At 36.2% G+C, this 16,780-nt stretch carries 17 protein-coding genes and 1 riboswitch; of the genes, 8 read left to right on the top strand and 9 right to left on the bottom strand.

Annotated features, from left to right (window positions below):
• Positions 1-4: 4 nt before the first annotated feature.
• The 5 genes from NST14_RS07015 to NST14_RS06995 all read left to right on the top strand — a co-directional run bounded on the left by NST14_RS07015 (position 5) and on the right by NST14_RS06995 (position 4,360).
• Positions 5-448 (top strand): MaoC family dehydratase, encoded by a 444-nt coding sequence (locus tag NST14_RS07015; protein ID WP_001067916.1) that lies wholly within the window; start codon positions 5-7, stop codon positions 446-448.
• Positions 449-596: 148 nt separating this feature from the next.
• A complete protein-coding gene (locus NST14_RS07010; protein WP_001140707.1) occupies positions 597-782 on the top strand; it encodes an alpha/beta-type small acid-soluble spore protein in 186 nt (61 codons plus the stop codon).
• Positions 783-896: 114 nt separating this feature from the next.
• Entirely contained in the window at positions 897-2,216 is a 1,320-nt protein-coding gene (locus tag NST14_RS07005) for a TrkH family potassium uptake protein (protein ID WP_000822333.1), read from the top strand.
• Positions 2,217-2,254: 38 nt separating this feature from the next.
• A riboswitch (yybP-ykoY riboswitch) is annotated at positions 2,255-2,420 on the top strand.
• Positions 2,421-2,510: 90 nt separating this feature from the next.
• The gene (locus NST14_RS07000) at positions 2,511-3,305 is read left to right on the top strand and encodes a TerC family protein (protein WP_000383322.1); all 795 of its coding nucleotides are present in this window, start codon (positions 2,511-2,513) and stop codon (positions 3,303-3,305) included.
• A 203-nt stretch (positions 3,306-3,508) separates the two neighbouring features.
• Positions 3,509-4,360 (top strand): formate/nitrite transporter family protein, encoded by an 852-nt coding sequence (locus NST14_RS06995; protein ID WP_000893048.1) that lies wholly within the window; start codon positions 3,509-3,511, stop codon positions 4,358-4,360.
• A 27-nt stretch (positions 4,361-4,387) separates the two neighbouring features.
• Here the strand turns inward: NST14_RS06995 and NST14_RS06990 are convergent, their stop codons facing one another.
• The 9 genes from NST14_RS06990 to NST14_RS06950 form a co-directional block, all read right to left on the bottom strand.
• Positions 4,388-4,699, bottom strand: a complete 312-nt coding sequence (locus NST14_RS06990; protein WP_001103778.1) for a cyclic-phosphate processing receiver domain-containing protein — start codon at positions 4,697-4,699, stop codon at positions 4,388-4,390.
• 14 nt (positions 4,700-4,713) lie between these two features.
• Positions 4,714-5,436: a prepilin peptidase gene (locus NST14_RS06985; RefSeq protein WP_000495748.1), complete on the bottom strand. Its 723-nt coding sequence runs from the start codon at positions 5,434-5,436 to the stop codon at positions 4,714-4,716.
• Positions 5,437-5,548: 112 nt separating this feature from the next.
• A complete protein-coding gene (locus NST14_RS06980) occupies positions 5,549-6,259 on the bottom strand; it encodes a LutC/YkgG family protein (RefSeq protein ID WP_000147209.1) in 711 nt (236 codons plus the stop codon).
• The gene (locus NST14_RS06975) at positions 6,259-7,680 is read right to left on the bottom strand and encodes a LutB/LldF family L-lactate oxidation iron-sulfur protein (protein WP_000061914.1); all 1,422 of its coding nucleotides are present in this window, start codon (positions 7,678-7,680) and stop codon (positions 6,259-6,261) included. Before NST14_RS06975 ends, NST14_RS06980 begins: the two co-directional genes overlap by 1 nt.
• Before the next feature lie 16 nt (positions 7,681-7,696).
• On the bottom strand, positions 7,697-8,416 hold the full coding sequence (locus NST14_RS06970; RefSeq protein ID WP_000869149.1) for a (Fe-S)-binding protein: 720 nt from the start codon (positions 8,414-8,416) through the stop codon (positions 7,697-7,699).
• 168 nt (positions 8,417-8,584) lie between these two features.
• The gene (locus NST14_RS06965) at positions 8,585-9,274 is read right to left on the bottom strand and encodes a FadR/GntR family transcriptional regulator (protein ID WP_255256540.1); all 690 of its coding nucleotides are present in this window, start codon (positions 9,272-9,274) and stop codon (positions 8,585-8,587) included.
• A 223-nt stretch (positions 9,275-9,497) separates the two neighbouring features.
• Positions 9,498-10,898 (bottom strand): sensor histidine kinase, encoded by a 1,401-nt coding sequence (locus NST14_RS06960; RefSeq protein ID WP_048557209.1) that lies wholly within the window; start codon positions 10,896-10,898, stop codon positions 9,498-9,500.
• A gap of 3 nt (positions 10,899-10,901) precedes the next feature.
• Positions 10,902-11,573 carry a response regulator transcription factor gene (locus NST14_RS06955; protein ID WP_000049874.1) on the bottom strand — a complete coding sequence of 224 codons (672 nt, stop codon included), beginning with the start codon at positions 11,571-11,573 and terminating at the stop codon, positions 10,902-10,904.
• Positions 11,566-12,540 carry a YncE family protein gene (locus NST14_RS06950; RefSeq protein ID WP_001232401.1) on the bottom strand — a complete coding sequence of 325 codons (975 nt, stop codon included), beginning with the start codon at positions 12,538-12,540 and terminating at the stop codon, positions 11,566-11,568. Before NST14_RS06950 ends, NST14_RS06955 begins: the two co-directional genes overlap by 8 nt.
• A 136-nt stretch (positions 12,541-12,676) precedes the next feature.
• On the opposite strand from NST14_RS06950, the gene NST14_RS06945 reads away from it, so the two are divergent.
• The 3 genes from NST14_RS06945 (at position 12,677) to NST14_RS06935 (ending at position 16,647) form a co-directional block, all read left to right on the top strand.
• On the top strand, positions 12,677-13,792 hold the full coding sequence (locus NST14_RS06945) for a CdaR family transcriptional regulator (protein ID WP_000898624.1): 1,116 nt from the start codon (positions 12,677-12,679) through the stop codon (positions 13,790-13,792).
• A 117-nt stretch (positions 13,793-13,909) separates the two neighbouring features.
• Positions 13,910-15,322 (top strand): glycolate oxidase subunit GlcD, encoded by a 1,413-nt coding sequence (gene glcD, locus NST14_RS06940; protein ID WP_000890742.1) that lies wholly within the window; start codon positions 13,910-13,912, stop codon positions 15,320-15,322.
• Positions 15,319-16,647, top strand: coding sequence for a (Fe-S)-binding protein (locus tag NST14_RS06935; protein WP_000209638.1), 1,329 nt, complete (start codon positions 15,319-15,321; stop codon positions 16,645-16,647). Before glcD ends, NST14_RS06935 begins: the two co-directional genes overlap by 4 nt.
• Positions 16,648-16,780 lie beyond the last annotated feature (133 nt).

Here is a 16,780-nt window from a genome sequence, read left to right as displayed (position 1 = left end):
CAAAATGAATCCATTTCAAGAAGCACAAACCGTCCCGGAGCTTCGTTATGATGAGATTCAAGTCGGTGATCAAGCATCACTTACAAAAACGATTACGGATGAGGACGTTATCAATTTTGCAAAATTGACTGGAGATGTGAATCCTATTCATATTTTAGATTCTTTTGCAAAAACGACAATGTTTAAAGAACGTATTGCTCATGGTATGCTCGTTTCAAGTTTTATTTCTACCATCCTTGGAACGAAACTCCCGGGTAAAAATACGATTTATTTATCTCAAAACGTTTCATTCCGCGCTCCTGTCAAAATCGGCGATACACTTCGCGTTGTGGCAGAGGTCATCAAAAAACGTGACGATAAAAAAATCATTACGTTGCAAACAAATATATATAATCAATCGGATGATATTGTCGTGGAAGGTACAGCGACAATACTAAAAAAAGAGTAGCAAAAATTGCTACTCTTTTTTCTATCCAATAACTTCTAATCACACCGATTACTTCCGCGTATGAGCACGCCGGTTCCACATAAAATAACGGTACCAGTTCAGATACATACTTAGCTGAACTGGATTACTCATAAGGATGTGTATCATCATGGCAAAAACAAACAAATTACTAGTTCCAGGTGCTGAACAAGCACTTGATCAATTTAAATATGAAATTGCACAAGAATTCGGCGTAAGCTTAGGGTCTAATACTGCATCACGTTCTAACGGATCAGTTGGCGGTGAAGTAACAAAACGTCTTGTTTCTTTAGCTCAACAACAATTACGTGGATAACAATATAACATATGGCTTAGAGGCAGATATTCTCTGCCTCTTTCTATTTTTAACATACATAATGGTGCTTTTTCACATACTAGTAAAAGCAAACTGAAAGGAACGATATGTAACATGAAACGGATTAACATTCGCATGAGTCCTCCCCGTGTTCTTACTTTGTCTTTTATTATGTTATCAATTATCGGTACATGCTTATTAAAATTGCCAATTGCTACAACGACGTCTATTTCATGGCTCGATGCTTTATTTACAACCGTTTCTGCTTGTACGGTTACAGGGCTTGGTGTTGTGGACACCGGGAAAGTATTTACCTTATTTGGCCAATGTGTCATTTTAACACTTATACAAGTGGGCGGACTTGGCATTATGAGCTTTGCCGTTTTAATTGCGATTATGCTTGGCAGAAAAATTGGCCTTCAAAACCGAATTTTACTGCAACAAGCATTAAATCAAACGAATATAGGCGGTGTCATTCGTCTTGCCAAAGCATTATTTTTATTCTCTTTTACAGTCGAATGTATCGCTGCTTTCATTCTTTCTTTTGAATGGGTACCGAAATATGGGATTGCTAAAGGGATCTATTATAGCTTTTTTCATTCCATCTCTGCTTTTAACAATGCAGGTTTTTCTGTTTGGAGCGATAATTTAATGTCCCACTCTCACAGCATTCTTGTCAATCTCGTCATTTCCTCCCTCATTATTTTAGGTGGGATTGGTTTTACAGTAATCGTAGATATAAAAAGAAAGAAAAATTTTAAAAACCTTACATTACACTCAAAACTTATGCTCTCTTCTACTCTAATCATCAATATTATTGCGACTGTTTTTATTTTTATATTCGAGTTTCACAATTCTCTTTCTATGAGAGGCTTTACTCCATTTGAAGAAGGCATGGCTGCTTATTTCCAAGCTATTTCAACGCGTACTGCTGGTTTTAATACAGTTGATATTTCCGCATTATCAAAGCCTTCCCTTTTATTAATGATGCTTCTAATGTTTATCGGAGCCGGTAGTGCTTCAACTGGCGGTGGGATTAAATTAACAACCTTTTTAATCATGTTTTTTGGAGTATTTAAATTTTTACAAGAGCAAGATGATATTGTCGTGTTTAAAAAATCCATTAAAGATACTCTCATTGTCAAATCATTAACCATCGCTATTATTTCTATTTCATTTATTTTTTTTGCTATTTTAATTTTAAGCATTACTGAGCGAGTTCCTCTATTGATGAGTGCTTTCGAAGTATTTTCAGCATTTGGGACTGTCGGTCTCAGTATGAATTTCACACCACACTTAACGATGATTGGAAAAGCTATTATTATCTTTATGATGTTTTTTGGGAAGATGGGGCCTTTAACATTAGCTTTTTCATTTGCACGTAAAAAGAACCGGAAAATAAAATATCCGAATGAAGACATTTTAACAGGTTGACAACCGTATAAATTATCCATATAATGAGAGTACAATAGCATATCTCCAAAGGGGAGTAGCGTCCAAGAATATTTCTTGGAAACAAAGTCGTCATTACGTAGAACTTAGTTCTTCCGGCTTTGTTGGCATTTTCATTACATATGTCTAGCAAGACCTTTGCCTATTAACGGCAGAGGTCTTTTTTGCATTCATTACCAAATTCTTCCAAAGTTAATAGGCAGGAGTATGGGGAAACTAAATAGTGGGGAAATTCTTCACTTATTTAGTACTTATAGAAATGAGAGGAGAATGTACATGGATGTATCATTATTATTGGAGTATGGTTGGGTATTACTCATCCTAATTGCACTAGAGGGGATTTTAGCGGCTGACAACGCTCTTGTTCTTGCAATTATGGTAAAACATTTACCAGAAGAAAAAAGAAAGAAAGCACTATTTTATGGATTAGCAGGGGCATTTGTTTTCCGTTTCGGATCGTTATTTATGATTTCGTTCCTAGTCGACGTATGGCAAGTGCAAGCAATCGGTGCCATTTACCTTATGTTTATCGCTGGTAATCACTTATTTAAAACGTATGTTAAAAAGAATACAGATGAAGAAACAGAAGAAAAAGAAGCAAAGAAAAAACAAGAGAACTTTTGGTGGACTGTATTTAAAGTTGAAGTTGCAGATATCGCCTTCGCAGTTGATTCTATTTTAGCTGCTGTTGCATTAGCAATGACTTTACCAAAAACAGGATTAGGTACAATTGGTAGTCTTGATACTGGACAATTCGTTGTTATCTTTGTAGGTGGACTTATCGGATTAATCATTATGCGATTTGCGGCAACTGCTTTCGTACAAATTTTAAAACGTAAACCAGGACTTGAAACTGCGGCATTCTTAATTGTAGGTTGGGTTGGTGTGAAACTAGCAGTTTATACGTTAGCACACCCTGCATTAAATGTAATTCCGCACTCATTCCCAGAATCTACACCATGGAAGCTTACATTCTGGATTGTATTAGTTGGAATCGCAGCTGGTGGTTGGTTCTTCTCAAAAGAAGTAGAAACAAAAGTAGAAAAGAATTTAGACGAAAAAGCGCTGTAATTACAGTGCTTTTTCTTTTTTCCTTGTCCCCTCTCAATGTCCAGAAAAAATTCTATTATACTATATTTTGTAAACGCTTTCTTAATATATGTATGTCCTTTTTGTGAAACATTGCACAAACTTATTGAAACTATAAAAGAATCCATGTACTTTATTCATATAAGGAGTATTTATAGATGATGTACTAAAGGAGCGTATTACTCATGCTAGAACAAGGATTAGATTATGTTGTCAAACTGGCTAAGAGCAAAAAACAAATGTTAGATACAAACCCGATGCAATATTTCATTCGTGCAGCACTTGCGGGTATTTATATCGGTTTTATTATTGTTCTATGCTTTAAATTAGGTAACTTTTTTCACATTGCAGATTCACCAGCAACTTATTTAGCTGCTTCTATGTTTTTCGGAATTGCTCTCGTACTTATTATATATGGTGGTGCTGAATTGTTTACTGGAAACACAATGTACTTCACTGTAGCAACATTAAGAAAAGAAACAACACTATCTGATACACTTCGTAACTGGTTTGCTTGTTATGCAGGCAATTTAGCTGGTGCTTTATTCTTTGCCTTACTATTTTACGCAACTGGCATTTTTGAAGCAATTGATCACGGTCATTTCATGAATAAAGTAGTAGAAGGAAAAATGAATACACCTACAATGCAACTATTCTTTAAAGCAATTTTATGTAACTGGCTTGTATGTCTTGCTTGTTTCTTACCTTCTCAAGTTAAAGGTGATACAGCAAAAATTATGATGATGATGATGCTCGTTTTCACATTCTTCTTATCTGGTTACGAGCATAGCATCGCAAACTTATCACTGTTTGCTTTATCTTTAGTTTCACCGCATCCTGAGACAATTTCTTTTGCAGGTGCTATTCATAACTTAATTCCAGTTACAATCGGTAACATTATTGGTGGGTCTGTATTTGTCGGTATGGTATACCATTACTTAACAAAGAAAGTACCTGACGTGAAACAAGAAGAAACTGAATTAGGAGCAGCTCAACAAGAAGAAATCATTCCGTTGCAAGCGCATATGAAACATTAAAAACTCCAAAGTTTTACTTTGGAGTTTTTAGCTCCCCACATATTTAACAACAAGATTAGGATTAATCTCTCCTTCTTCCTTTCCCTTATTCATTCTCTGTTTCATCTTATGCATACCGATGACATCATTCGTATGAAAGTGTATTTCATTTACATATAAACCCTCTTTACAAAAAGCTTCGACAAAATCTAATCCACTTTTTTCTCCCCATCCCATATTGAAATCAATGGAAAGAACATTCACCTCATAATCTCGTACCATTTGCAAAGCACATTCTACTGTAGTTGCGAGCACGTAACCGTACGGACAACTTCTTTGATCATCCATATATACATTCATTTTCTATCCCCTCTCTATTTTGCATACGTGACCAACATGTAACATATTGCCCCAAGACTAATAAAAGGACCAAACGGTATTTGAGTCCTCATTTTCATACGTTTTAATACGAGACCAGCTCCAAAGAAACAAAGACTAAAGCAAGATGCTAAAAATAAAACGATAAAAATCCCTTTCAGTCCCACTATAAATCCAAGTAACGAAAGTAATTTTATATCCCCTCCCCCAAGCCCTTCTGGATATATCTTTTGCATGCAGTATAACAAAATGAATATAACGCAACTACCAACTATACTATCTATCCAAGTGACTAACGGTATAAAAGCACATTCTAAAATGAGTAAACAAGCAAACCAAGCTAAAATACGATTTGGAATTAACATATATATGTAATCTGTAACTGAAATAATAAGAAGTAACGAAAAAAGTGATAAAACGATAATAAGCTCTCGTTCCACCCCAATCATATATACAGTAAGAAGGCATATCATTCCAGTTACAAGTTCAAATACTACGTACAAAATTGAAATTTTCCTCTTACAATTCGTACAACGCCCTCTTTGCATACAAAAAGAAATGATTGGAATCAATTCTTTTGGCTTTAGCACATACTTACAATAATGACAATATGAACGCGGGGTTATGATAGACTCCCCTAGCGGAACTCTCATCGCAATTACCATAAAAAAAGAACCAAACACCATCCCCGCTAACAATGCATATACATAAGTGAACATCCCTTCCTCTCCTTTCCAGAAGAACATAGCAAAAAAAGGAGAGAACTTCTACTTCATATTATCTCTATTCTATTAAAAAAGCAGGCCATTTTCTGGCCTGCTTTCCCCTATTTTATACGATGAAATATACTGCTTTTAATGGTCCATGTACTCCGACAACAAGATTCATTTCTATATCTGCCGAGTTACTAGGTCCTGTAATAAAGTTAATACAAGATGCCACTGTCTCGCCATTTTCTACACGCTTGTTCATATCCTCAACTGCTTGTGTAATACGAGGTACAAGTGTTTCACGTGGAATAATAGCAAAGTATACAGTCGGTAAAAAGTGTAAAGAACGGCCTTGGCCTTTATGACTTTGTACAACGATCGTACCAGATTCGGCTAAAGTATAATCACTAAATGCAATTCCAATATTCGTTCTTTCCGCGATACGCATATTCTCTTCTTTTTTCTCAGGATCCCATACGTTCACTTCAACATTTTGCTTTGGAAGTTCTTCTTTAAATAAAGAAGTCAATCCATAAGAATCAAAACGTTCATCTGCCGATAACATAATAGGTCCCCCGCCGTTTTCAACGATTACTTTTTGAATATCTTCACGTAAACGGTCATTTGTCGTTTCCACAACAGTTGTATGAATGTTTGTACATTGATTTTTAAATACTTCTAACAATTCTTCTTGTGAATAATTTTTTAACGTTTCTTTATTCACATTGTTTTTCCATACTGGACGTTTTACACCATCCGTTTTACGCGTGCGTCCAAGTTCTTTTGCAATATTTTCTAGAAAGGACTCACGGTTTTGAATTAATCCTGTCATTATTTGTCCCCGCCTTTCTTATGATCTTTATACCAATCACGGAATCGTTCTTTACTTGGAGCCGGGAATTCACGAATATCTGTCCAGTTTTTAAGTGGCCCAACACCTTTTGATACACGGTTACCAGATGTAAATGGACTCATTGCTGCTGGCGCCATCTTTGATCCCATTTTATATAAAGCTGCTGAAGATGCACCCATACTAAACATTTTCATTGCTAATTTTTCTGCAAGTGGAGCACGCCCTTCTTGCTCAACGATAACTTGACGATGTTTTAATAATAAATCATGCAATGGAATTTTTACTGGACAAGCTTCTGTACACGCTCCGCATAAACTAGAAGCATAAGGAAGCTCTTTGTAATCATCATATCCACCTAAAAGTGGTGTTAATACCGCCCCAATTGGTCCTGAGTATATAGAGCCGTATGAATGTCCACCAACATGTCGATATACAGGGCATACGTTCACACAAGCAGCACAACGAATACATTGCAAAACTTGACGGAATTCAGATCCGAGAATTTGAGAACGACCATTATCAACCACAACTAAGTGGAATTCTTCTGGGCCATCTACTTCCTCTTCTTGAATTGGTCCCGCTACCGTTACATAACTTGTTAACTTTTGACCTACTGCACTACGACATAGTAAACCAACTAAAACATCTAATTCTTCCATTGTCGGAACCATACGTTCCATACCCATAACCGCAATTTGTGTTTTTGGAATCGACATAACAAGGTCGGCATTACCTTCATTTGTTACTAAACAAAGAGAGCCAGTATTTGCAACAGCGAAGTTACAACCTGTCACACCAATTTCAGCATCCATAAATTTTTCACGAAGTTGTTTACGAACAAACTTTGTCATTTCGTATGGATCATCAGAATTTTCATAGCCAAGCTTTTCTTTAAATACGTCACGAATTTGCGTTCTATTTTTATGAAGAGCAGGCGCAATAATATGTGAAGGTGGATCGTTATCTACTTGCAGAATATACTCTCCTAGATCACTTTCTAACACTTCACAACCGATTTCTTCAAGCGCATGGTTCATACTAATTTCTTCTGTTACCATTGACTTTGATTTTACTACCTTTTTTGCCTGCTTCTTTTTTGCAACGTCTTGAATATACTTTGCTGCTTCCTCTTTCGTTTTCGCAAAGTACACATGTCCGCCTCTTTTGGATACATTTTCACTTAACTGCATTAAGTAATAATCAAGATTTTCTAACGTATGTTGACGAATTTCTTCACCGAGTTCACGCCATTCTTCCCAGTTTCCTAATTCATCTGCTGCTTTTAAACGATTCGTATATAAGCGTGTTTGTGCAGAAGATACTGCTCCGCGCATAAACGAATCTTGAATTCCATCGCCAACGCGATCATTAAATTTTTTCTCACTGATTTTCATAGACATAGCTTATGTTCCCCCTTCATGAGCGACTATTCAGTACCTCAGCAATATGCATTACTTTTATTTCTTTTCCTAAACGCTCAATACGTCCGCCAATGTTTAACAAACACCCACAATCTGCACCGATTAAATAATCAGCGCCTGTTTCCATTGCACTATCTACCTTTTCATCTACCATTTGCTCAGAAATTGGAGTCATCTTCACTGAAAACGTTCCCCCAAACCCGCAACAATTTTGCACATTTGGTAACTCTCTCACAGTTAACCCTTTTACATTTGATAATAAAATTCCTGGTGCCTCTGTTACTCCAAGCATACGTGTCATATGACATGATTTATGAATAGTAGCAATCCCTGGTAAACTTGCACCAACATCAGTAACCTTTAAAACGTCTACAATAAATTGTGTAAATTCATATGTTTTATCAGCAACTTTTTGTGCACGTTTAGCCCACTTCGGATCATCTTTAAAAACATGCGGATACTCATGAAACATTGTCGCACAAGAACCAGATGGCGTAACAATATATTCTGCATCTTCAAAAGTTTCAATCATATGTTTCATCGCTTCTTTTGCAGCTTCTACATGGCCGCTATTATAAGCAGGCTGACCGCAACAAACTTGTGCTTCTGGAAATTCAATTTCACAACCTAAACGCTCCAACACCTCAACTGTTGCTTTGCCGACATTTGTTTCAAACATATCGACTAAACAAGTAACAAATAAAGTAACTTTCATAATTATTACTCCCCCTTTTTACAACTCCACCAACAAACATATGGTCATCAGATGACTAAGGAGAGAAGAAATAGGCTCAACCATGGCCTATCCTCTCCCTCTTCTAAAGAAAACGCTTACTTAATCTCTCTCTATTTTATCAGAAAATTAGATTTTTAAAAGATTAAATTAAGAATTTATATCGTTGCTACCTGTGACAATATGTTCCACATTTGTTAAATGATCTAGCATTGCTTGCTGCGCTAATTCTACATCTTGCTTTAACACTGCATCATATATAACTTGATGCTCTTCTATAAGTCGTTCTGATGTTGTTTGTTCACCATATAAAATAATGCGTCTTGATTCACCAATCGTTTCAGCAATCATCTCTGAAACATGATTCATGAGTTCAAGCAAAATGTTGTTATGCGAAGACTCCGCAATTCCCATATGGAACTGAAAATCTGCTTTTTCGCCAGCCTTTTCATCTCCAATGCTCTTTGCCATTTCATCTAACCAATGCTTCATATTTTGCAAATTATCTTCCGTACGTTTTGCCGCAGCTGCTCGAACTGCCCCCACTTCAAGCACCTTTCGTACTTCTAATAAATTCAAAATATCTTCTTTCTTCATCAATAATCTATTGTTTAATGATTTTGTTAATGAAGAAGAATCAAAATTCTTCACATATGTACCTTCTCCTTGTTTCATCTCAATTAAGCCCATCGCTCTTAGCGCACTTAGCGCTTCACGAACAGCAGATCTGCCAACTTGAAACTGCTCAGCTAATTGATGTACAGGAAGTAGTTTGTCACCAGGTTTTAACGTACCATTTTTAATCATTGTTAAAATAGCTTCAGATACTTCTTCGTAAATTTTTTTCGGTTTAATAGATTTGTACTCCAGTTAAATCACCTCAGTATCTTCCAAACAACAATTGAAACGATTTATAAGAACTTTGCATCATAACCATTTTAGAACGAATTGGTAAGAAGTACAAATGTTTTGTTCATAAAATCGTCAAAATTTCGATATTTATTACATATTAATTAATACTTTTACGTATAACTGTTTTCTAAAGAAGAGCATGCCCTAAAAATTAGAACATGCTCTCCTCATCCTGTACTTTCAATTTAATACTAACCGTCGTGCCGTTCCCTTTTTCACTTTCAATTCGCCACTGTCCTTCATGTATATGAACAATTTGTCTTACAATTGCCAGGCCTAAACCTGTTCCACCATGTTGACGACTTCTCGCTTTATCAACTCTGTAAAAACGTTCACCAAGGTTTTCTAAATGCTCCGTATCAATACCGATTCCTGTATCTTTTATGTTCAATTCACAGTAATCATCTATCTGCCTAAGCGTTATCATAATATCCCCGTTTTGATTTGTATACCGTATCGCATTATCTAACACGTTATGAAGCACTTGTTGCATACGATCCTCATCAATCATTACAATGATTTCTGGATTTAAATTTGTTGAAATACGAATTTTCTTTTCTATAAACTTAATCTCATACGTATCTAACACATCTTCAATTAGTTGTGAAAAAACGATAGGTTGTTTCTTTAAAGGGAAATGTTCCCCTTCTAGTTGTGCTAAATCTAATAAATCATGAACGAGACGCTGCATACGATCTGCTTCTTTATGAATGAGCTGTGTTACTTTTTCCTGCTGCGGTCCCTTCGCTACACCATCTAAAATAGCCTCGCTATACCCTTTTATATAACTAAGCGGTGTTCTTAGTTCATGCGAAACGTTAGCTAAAAACTCCTTACGCTTTACGTCTTCTGTCTCTAAAGAATTTGCCATCTTATTAAATGCTTTTCCTAATCGTCCAATTTCATCTTCAGAAGAAATTGTAATTCGTTCTGAGAAATCTCCCGTAGCCAAATGATTGGCAACTCGTTCCATTTGCGAAAGTGGTTTCGTAATAGCAATAATAATTTTTCTACCAACCCATATTGTCAGTAAAGTTATAGCAAGTGCTAACGGTGCTAAAATAAGACCCATATCATATATTAAGTCTTTTATACTTTTTAAAGGAATATAAGAATATACAATACCAACTAATTTTTTATTTTCTAAAACAGGGATGACAACCCCCATAATATTACGGTCAAAATGTTCCTCGTATCCTATCTTTGTCACAGTTTTTCCATCTAATAATGCTTGCCTGTCCCCTTCACTTATAAGAGAATGATGGTGCACATCAAATGGTAAACATGCACTTAAATCACGTGGGTTCGATACGAAAAGAACGTCTGAACTAGATATTTGATCAAATGCTCTTACTTTCTCTTCAAAAATTGATATTCCTTCGCGCTTATCATATTGCGCAGCAAGACGCTTCCCTTCCATTACTAATGAATCTTTTAAATTATCAACGTATAGTTTTTCATACGAATATAAAGATACAAAATAAAGAAAGGAAACTGTTACAAATACTGCACATACTACTGTCAGCCAAAGCTTCTGTACCATCGTAAACATACGTTACACCTCAAATTTATAGCCTACACCCCAAACAGTTTGAATGTAGTTTCCACTTTCTCCAAGCTTCAAACGCATCGTTTTCACGTGCGTATCTACTGTTCTTGTACTTCCGGCATAATCATATCCCCATACCTTTTCCAGCAATTGTTCCCGGCTAAATACTTGTCCTGTATGTTGGCAAAGAAAATAGAGTAAATCAAACTCTTTTACTGTAAGAGAAATCGTCTCACCATCCACCTCAATCTTCCTACTTTTTTCATTAATAAGGATCGGGCCAAACTGAATCTCCTCTTGTTGCTCTTGCTTTGTATAACGTCTTAACACAGCTTCCATACGAGCAATTAATTCACCAGGACTAAATGGCTTTACAATATAATCATCTGCTCCCATACGTAAGCCGTTCACCCTATTCCACTCTTCACCTTTTGCTGTTAAAAATATTATTGGTACATCTGACGTTTTTCTAATTTCTTTACAAACTGAAAGTCCATCCATCTCTGGCATCATAATATCTAGTACAACGAAATCATAATGATTTGTCTCTAATTTTTTTAGAGCTTCTTTTCCATTTTCAGCTTCTTCCCACTCGTATCCGAAATTATCTAAGTACATTCCAACAAGTTGCCTCATATCACTTTCATCATCTACAACTAGCACCCTATATTTACTCATTGTCCTTCCCTTCTCTCTCTATGAGTTGAAACGGTCCTTTTCCGACTTTAATTGTTTGTTTTATTTTCAAATTCTTCATATCCATGACGCAAACTTCATCACTATCATAGCTTGCTACGTACCCTTCTGCTCCGCTCTTCAAAAATGCAAATGGGTTTGATCCTACTTCTACAGAAGCCACCTCTTTATACGTGCTAACATCAAACTTTCTAAGCGTATTCGAACCGTGACTTAATGCATATACGTACTTATGATCCTTCGTAATATTCACAGGCATAAACGGAGCGTGTAAAGAACGTACCATTTCTCCGCTCTGCAAAGAATACACTAATACTTTCTCATTTACCTGATTTCCATCACCATGTCCGCCAATCCATATTTCTTTCCCATCTGGACTAATTGTCGCCCCCGTTGACGCTGGTGGAATCATAAAGGTTTGTATCACTTCTTTTTTCTTTGTATCAATTGTCGTTAGCTTCGTATCATAAAAGTTTAATACAGATAACTGGTTATGGTACTCTACCATCGTTATTGGCCCTTTTCCGGTTGACACACTTCCTGTCTCTTTACCTTTTATCGTAAAGAACCTTACCTTTTGGGCATTTTGATCGGCAGCAAATAATTGTTTTTTATCTTCGGATACGATTACATTTACAATACCTTTTCCAGTTTTATATTTCTCCACTTGTCTTCCTTCGACTAGTGAATATACATACATGTACTCTAACTGCTTACCATATACAAGTATGTCTTCACCATTTGGAAGTAGTAGGGTTCCTGCCATCGGCTCGTTAAGTTCCCATGTCGTAATTAACTTTTTAGTTTGCTTATCGACAAAACTAATACTGCCTTCTTTTATATTCGTTGTTATAATAACACTTTTATCTTTAGCAATCGGTGTATACGAGCTTCCTTGACACCCTACTAATAGAAATACAAAACAGAGAAGAAAAACAGACTTTCTCAAAAGATTCCCTCCATCTTCGGATGATTTCGTTATAATTGTAAAATAACAAATAAATGTGTGGAAAGTGTGAAATTTCCCTTTCCTACTTCATTTACATATATAATGTACAACAAATAGAATTTGAGGTGTGCCAATTATGCTTTTTCCTGATTTAGCAAATAAAATTGTACGAGAAGTACGCAGACTAATTAAAGAAAATATTATTATCATTAATATACAAGGCGTTATTATCGCAAGTACAGATATAGAAAGAATCGGTCAATTTCATGAAGGCGCACTCCGCTGTGCGAAACAAAAGAAAACTGTCATTATTACAAAAGAAGATGAACGACGTTTGCATGGCGTAAAAGCGGGTATGAATCTCCCTTTACTATTCCATGACGAAGTAATTGGTGTCATTGGAATTACAGGCGAACCTGAAAACATTTCCCAATACGGAGAAATATTACGTAAAATGACCGAACTACTCATTCACGAAAACTACTTTTTAGAACAGCTAGAACTTGAACACCGTTCTTATGAAGCATTTGTCTTTGATTGGCTCCAAAATACAGACTGGTCTCCAAGCTTTCTCGATCGTGCCAAAACACTTGGTATTGATTTATATAAGAAGAAACAACTTATTTTGTTCTCTATCGATCAAAATGACACGATGCTTCAGCGTAAGATTTGGCAACACGTACGCAATCTATTAACAAAGGAGCATCTATTTGTTCGCTGGGGAAATGATCGATTCATTTTATTTACAGCCACGAACTCCAAAGAGCAAACATATCAATTTTTAAAACGATTAAAACAAGACTGTGAAACTTTGTTTTCTATTCCTTTATATATCGGGATTGGCCAATCCGTTACACCAAGCAATATGAACTTATCATACGAACAAGCATTACAAGCTCTTTCCGTATCACTTGAAACGAAAAACATTGTATTTAATGAAGATTTACGTTTAGAAATGTGCTTACAAGATATTTCTGCGGAAACGCGGGAACAATTTCTAAAGCGCACCATCGAAAACTTATTATCATCGCCTGAACTTATGCACACTTTACGTTTATTTATTGATTATAACCAATCCTATAAACAAACAGCGGAGCAATTACATATACACATTAACACATTGCATTATAGACTTAAAAAAATTGAGGAGTATACAGGACTTGATCCGAAACAATTCAAGGACTTAAATATTTTATATTTCTCGCTCCTCTTATTAGATAATCAAACAAAAAAGAATGATAAAATAGATTAATCTTTAGATGATTATACATAGAAAGAATCCCCCGACTTTTTTATCATTATAATGAAAGCACTGTGACAACGTTTTTTATTATGACTCATTACGTTAACAGTTTGAGGGGGATTTCCAATGTTAGAAAAACAAATTATTGATTCATTCGTATCCATTGTTGGCGAAGATAATGTAGATACATCCAATATGGGGCGTTTAACGTATAGTTATGATGCCACTCCAAACTTCCAAGCAATGCCTGATGCAGTCATTGCTCCTCGTAATACAAATGAAGTAGCTGAAGTATTAAAAGTATGTAACACTCACAAAATCCCTGTATATGTTCGTGGGTCTGGAACAAATCTTTGCGCAGGGACATGTCCACTTGAAGGCGGTATCGTCCTTATCTTCCGCCATATGAATAACATTTTAGAAATTGATGAAGAAAATTTAACAATTACTGTACAAGCTGGTGTTATTACGCTTGATATTATTAAAGCAGTAGAAGAAAAAGGTTTATTTTATCCACCAGATCCAAGCTCAATGAAAATTTCTACAATTGGCGGTAACATTAATGAAAACTCGGGTGGATTACGTGGATTAAAATATGGCGTAACACGTGATTATGTGATGGGGCTTGAACTTGTCTTACCAAATGGTGATATGATTCGCACTGGTGGTAAATTAGCAAAAGATGTAGCTGGTTACGATTTAACTCGTTTATTTATCGGTTCTGAAGGAACACTTGGCGTCGTAACAGAAGCAATATTAAAACTTGTTCCTATGCCTGAAACGAAGAAAACGATGCTTGCACTATATGAAGATATTAATGAAGCTGCACGTGCTGTTTCTTCTATTATTGCAAATAAAATCATTCCAGCGACACTTGAGTTTTTAGACCAGCCGACAATTGAAGTAGTAGAAGAGTTTGCTCAAATCGGTTTACCAACTGACGTAAAAGCAATTTTATTAATTGAACAAGACGGTCCACCTGAAGTTGTTAATCGAGATATTGAAAAAATGGCTAACGTTTGTCGTTCCATGAATGCAGTTGATGTTCGCGTCGCAAAAGATGAAGCGGAAGCAGATGCGCTTCGAACAGCTCGCCGTAGTGCACTGTCAGCACTGGCAAGATTAAAACCTACTACAATATTAGAAGATGCAACGGTACCACGCTCACAGATTGCTCCGATGGTTGAAGCTATTAATGCCATTGCCAAAAAATATAATATTCCTATTTGTACGTTTGGCCATGCTGGCGATGGCAACCTACACCCAACTTGTATGACAGATGCTCGCAACGAAGAAGAAATGCACCGAGCTGAACAAGCTTTTGCTGAAATATTTGCGAAAGCAATTGAACTTGGTGGCACGATTACTGGTGAACATGGTGTTGGTGCGATGAAGGCTCCGTATTTAGAAATGAAGTTAGGTAAAGAAGGTATTGCTGCTATGCAAGGAATTAAACAAGCCTTCGATCCAAATAACATTATGAATCCAGGAAAGATGTTCGCGAAGGACACTCGTAAAAGAGTGGTGGTTGAGCGATGACAACATTAAATAAAGAAAACATTCAAAAGGAATTTAAAGAACGATTAAGTGAAGATGAACTACTAAACTGTATGCGATGCGGTTTCTGCTTACCAACTTGCCCTACTTACATTCAATCTGGATATAAAGAATCACATTCCCCGCGTGGACGTATCGCATTAATGAAAGCGGTCGTTGACGGCTTAATTGAGCCAGATGAAGATGTTGAAAACACATTAAATGTTTGCCTCGGCTGCCGTGCTTGTGAACCTGTTTGTCCATCTGGTGTGAATTATGGACATTTATTAGAAGAAGCTCGTGATATTATAAATCAAAACAAAAAGTTTTCAATGCCAGTGAGAGCTGTTCGTAAAGTCGTTTTTGAAGGACTTTTCCCGCATCAAAATCGAATGAGAACATTAACAGGATTAATCGGATTTTACCAACGTTCCGGTTTACAAACGCTAACACATAAAACAGGGATTATGAAGTTATTCCCTGAAACACTTGCAACAATGGATCTCGTTTTGCCTAAGGTCCCTAAAATGAAAGCAATGAAAGATCGCCCTGAATTTTTACCTGCTGAAAGTACGAAGAAGAAACAAGTTGCATTCTTCACAGGTTGTTTAATGGATACAATGTTTTTAGAAACAAATAACGCAACGATGAAACTGCTTCAGTTAGCTGGTTGTGATATCGTTATTCCGAAAACACAAAGTTGCTGCGGGGCATTACATGGACATGCTGGTGAGAAAAATGGGGCAAAAGAATTAGCAAAACGCAATATAAAAGCATTCGAAGATTTAAACATCGACTATATTATTACGAATGCTGGTGGTTGCGGAGCTTACCTCGTAGACTACGATTACTTGTTAAAAGATGATCCACAGTGGGCTGAACGTGCAAAGCAGTTCGTTTCTAAAATTAAAGATATTACTGCTATTCTAGTAGAACTAGATTTCCATAAACGTAATGACTTACGAGTCACGCCGCAAGTTATTACGTATCAAGACTCTTGTCACTTACGCAATGTTATGCGAACATCTTCAGAACCTCGTATGTTACTAGAAGCAATTCAAGGCGCAACATACCGTGAAATGAAAGATGCGGATCGCTGCTGTGGTTCTGCTGGTATTTATAACATTGTTCATTCAGAACTATCTATGGAATTTCTAGATTACAAAATGGACCGTGTGCATGAAACAGAAGCAGCAACCATTGTTACTGCAAATCCAGGTTGTTTATTACAAATGAAATTAGGCATTGAACGAGAAGGTCTTTCTCATAAAATGAGAGGAATTCACATCGTTGATTTATTATTAGAAGCAATTGAAACCAACTCGTAATAACTCGTAACATACGTAATAATAGGAAAACGGCTATCTCCTTCGTCTATGTAAAGAGATAGCCGCTTTTTTGTCCGCTACAACATTAAAAATATGTTACTTTATTATAAAAAAGAACAACAGAAACATTACA

The sequence above is a fragment of the Bacillus sp. FSL W8-0519 genome, assembly GCF_038005585.1.
GTDB classification, from domain to species: Bacteria; Bacillota; Bacilli; order Bacillales; family Bacillaceae_G; genus Bacillus_A; species Bacillus_A paranthracis.
This window is presented reverse-complemented; position numbering and strand designations above follow the sequence as displayed.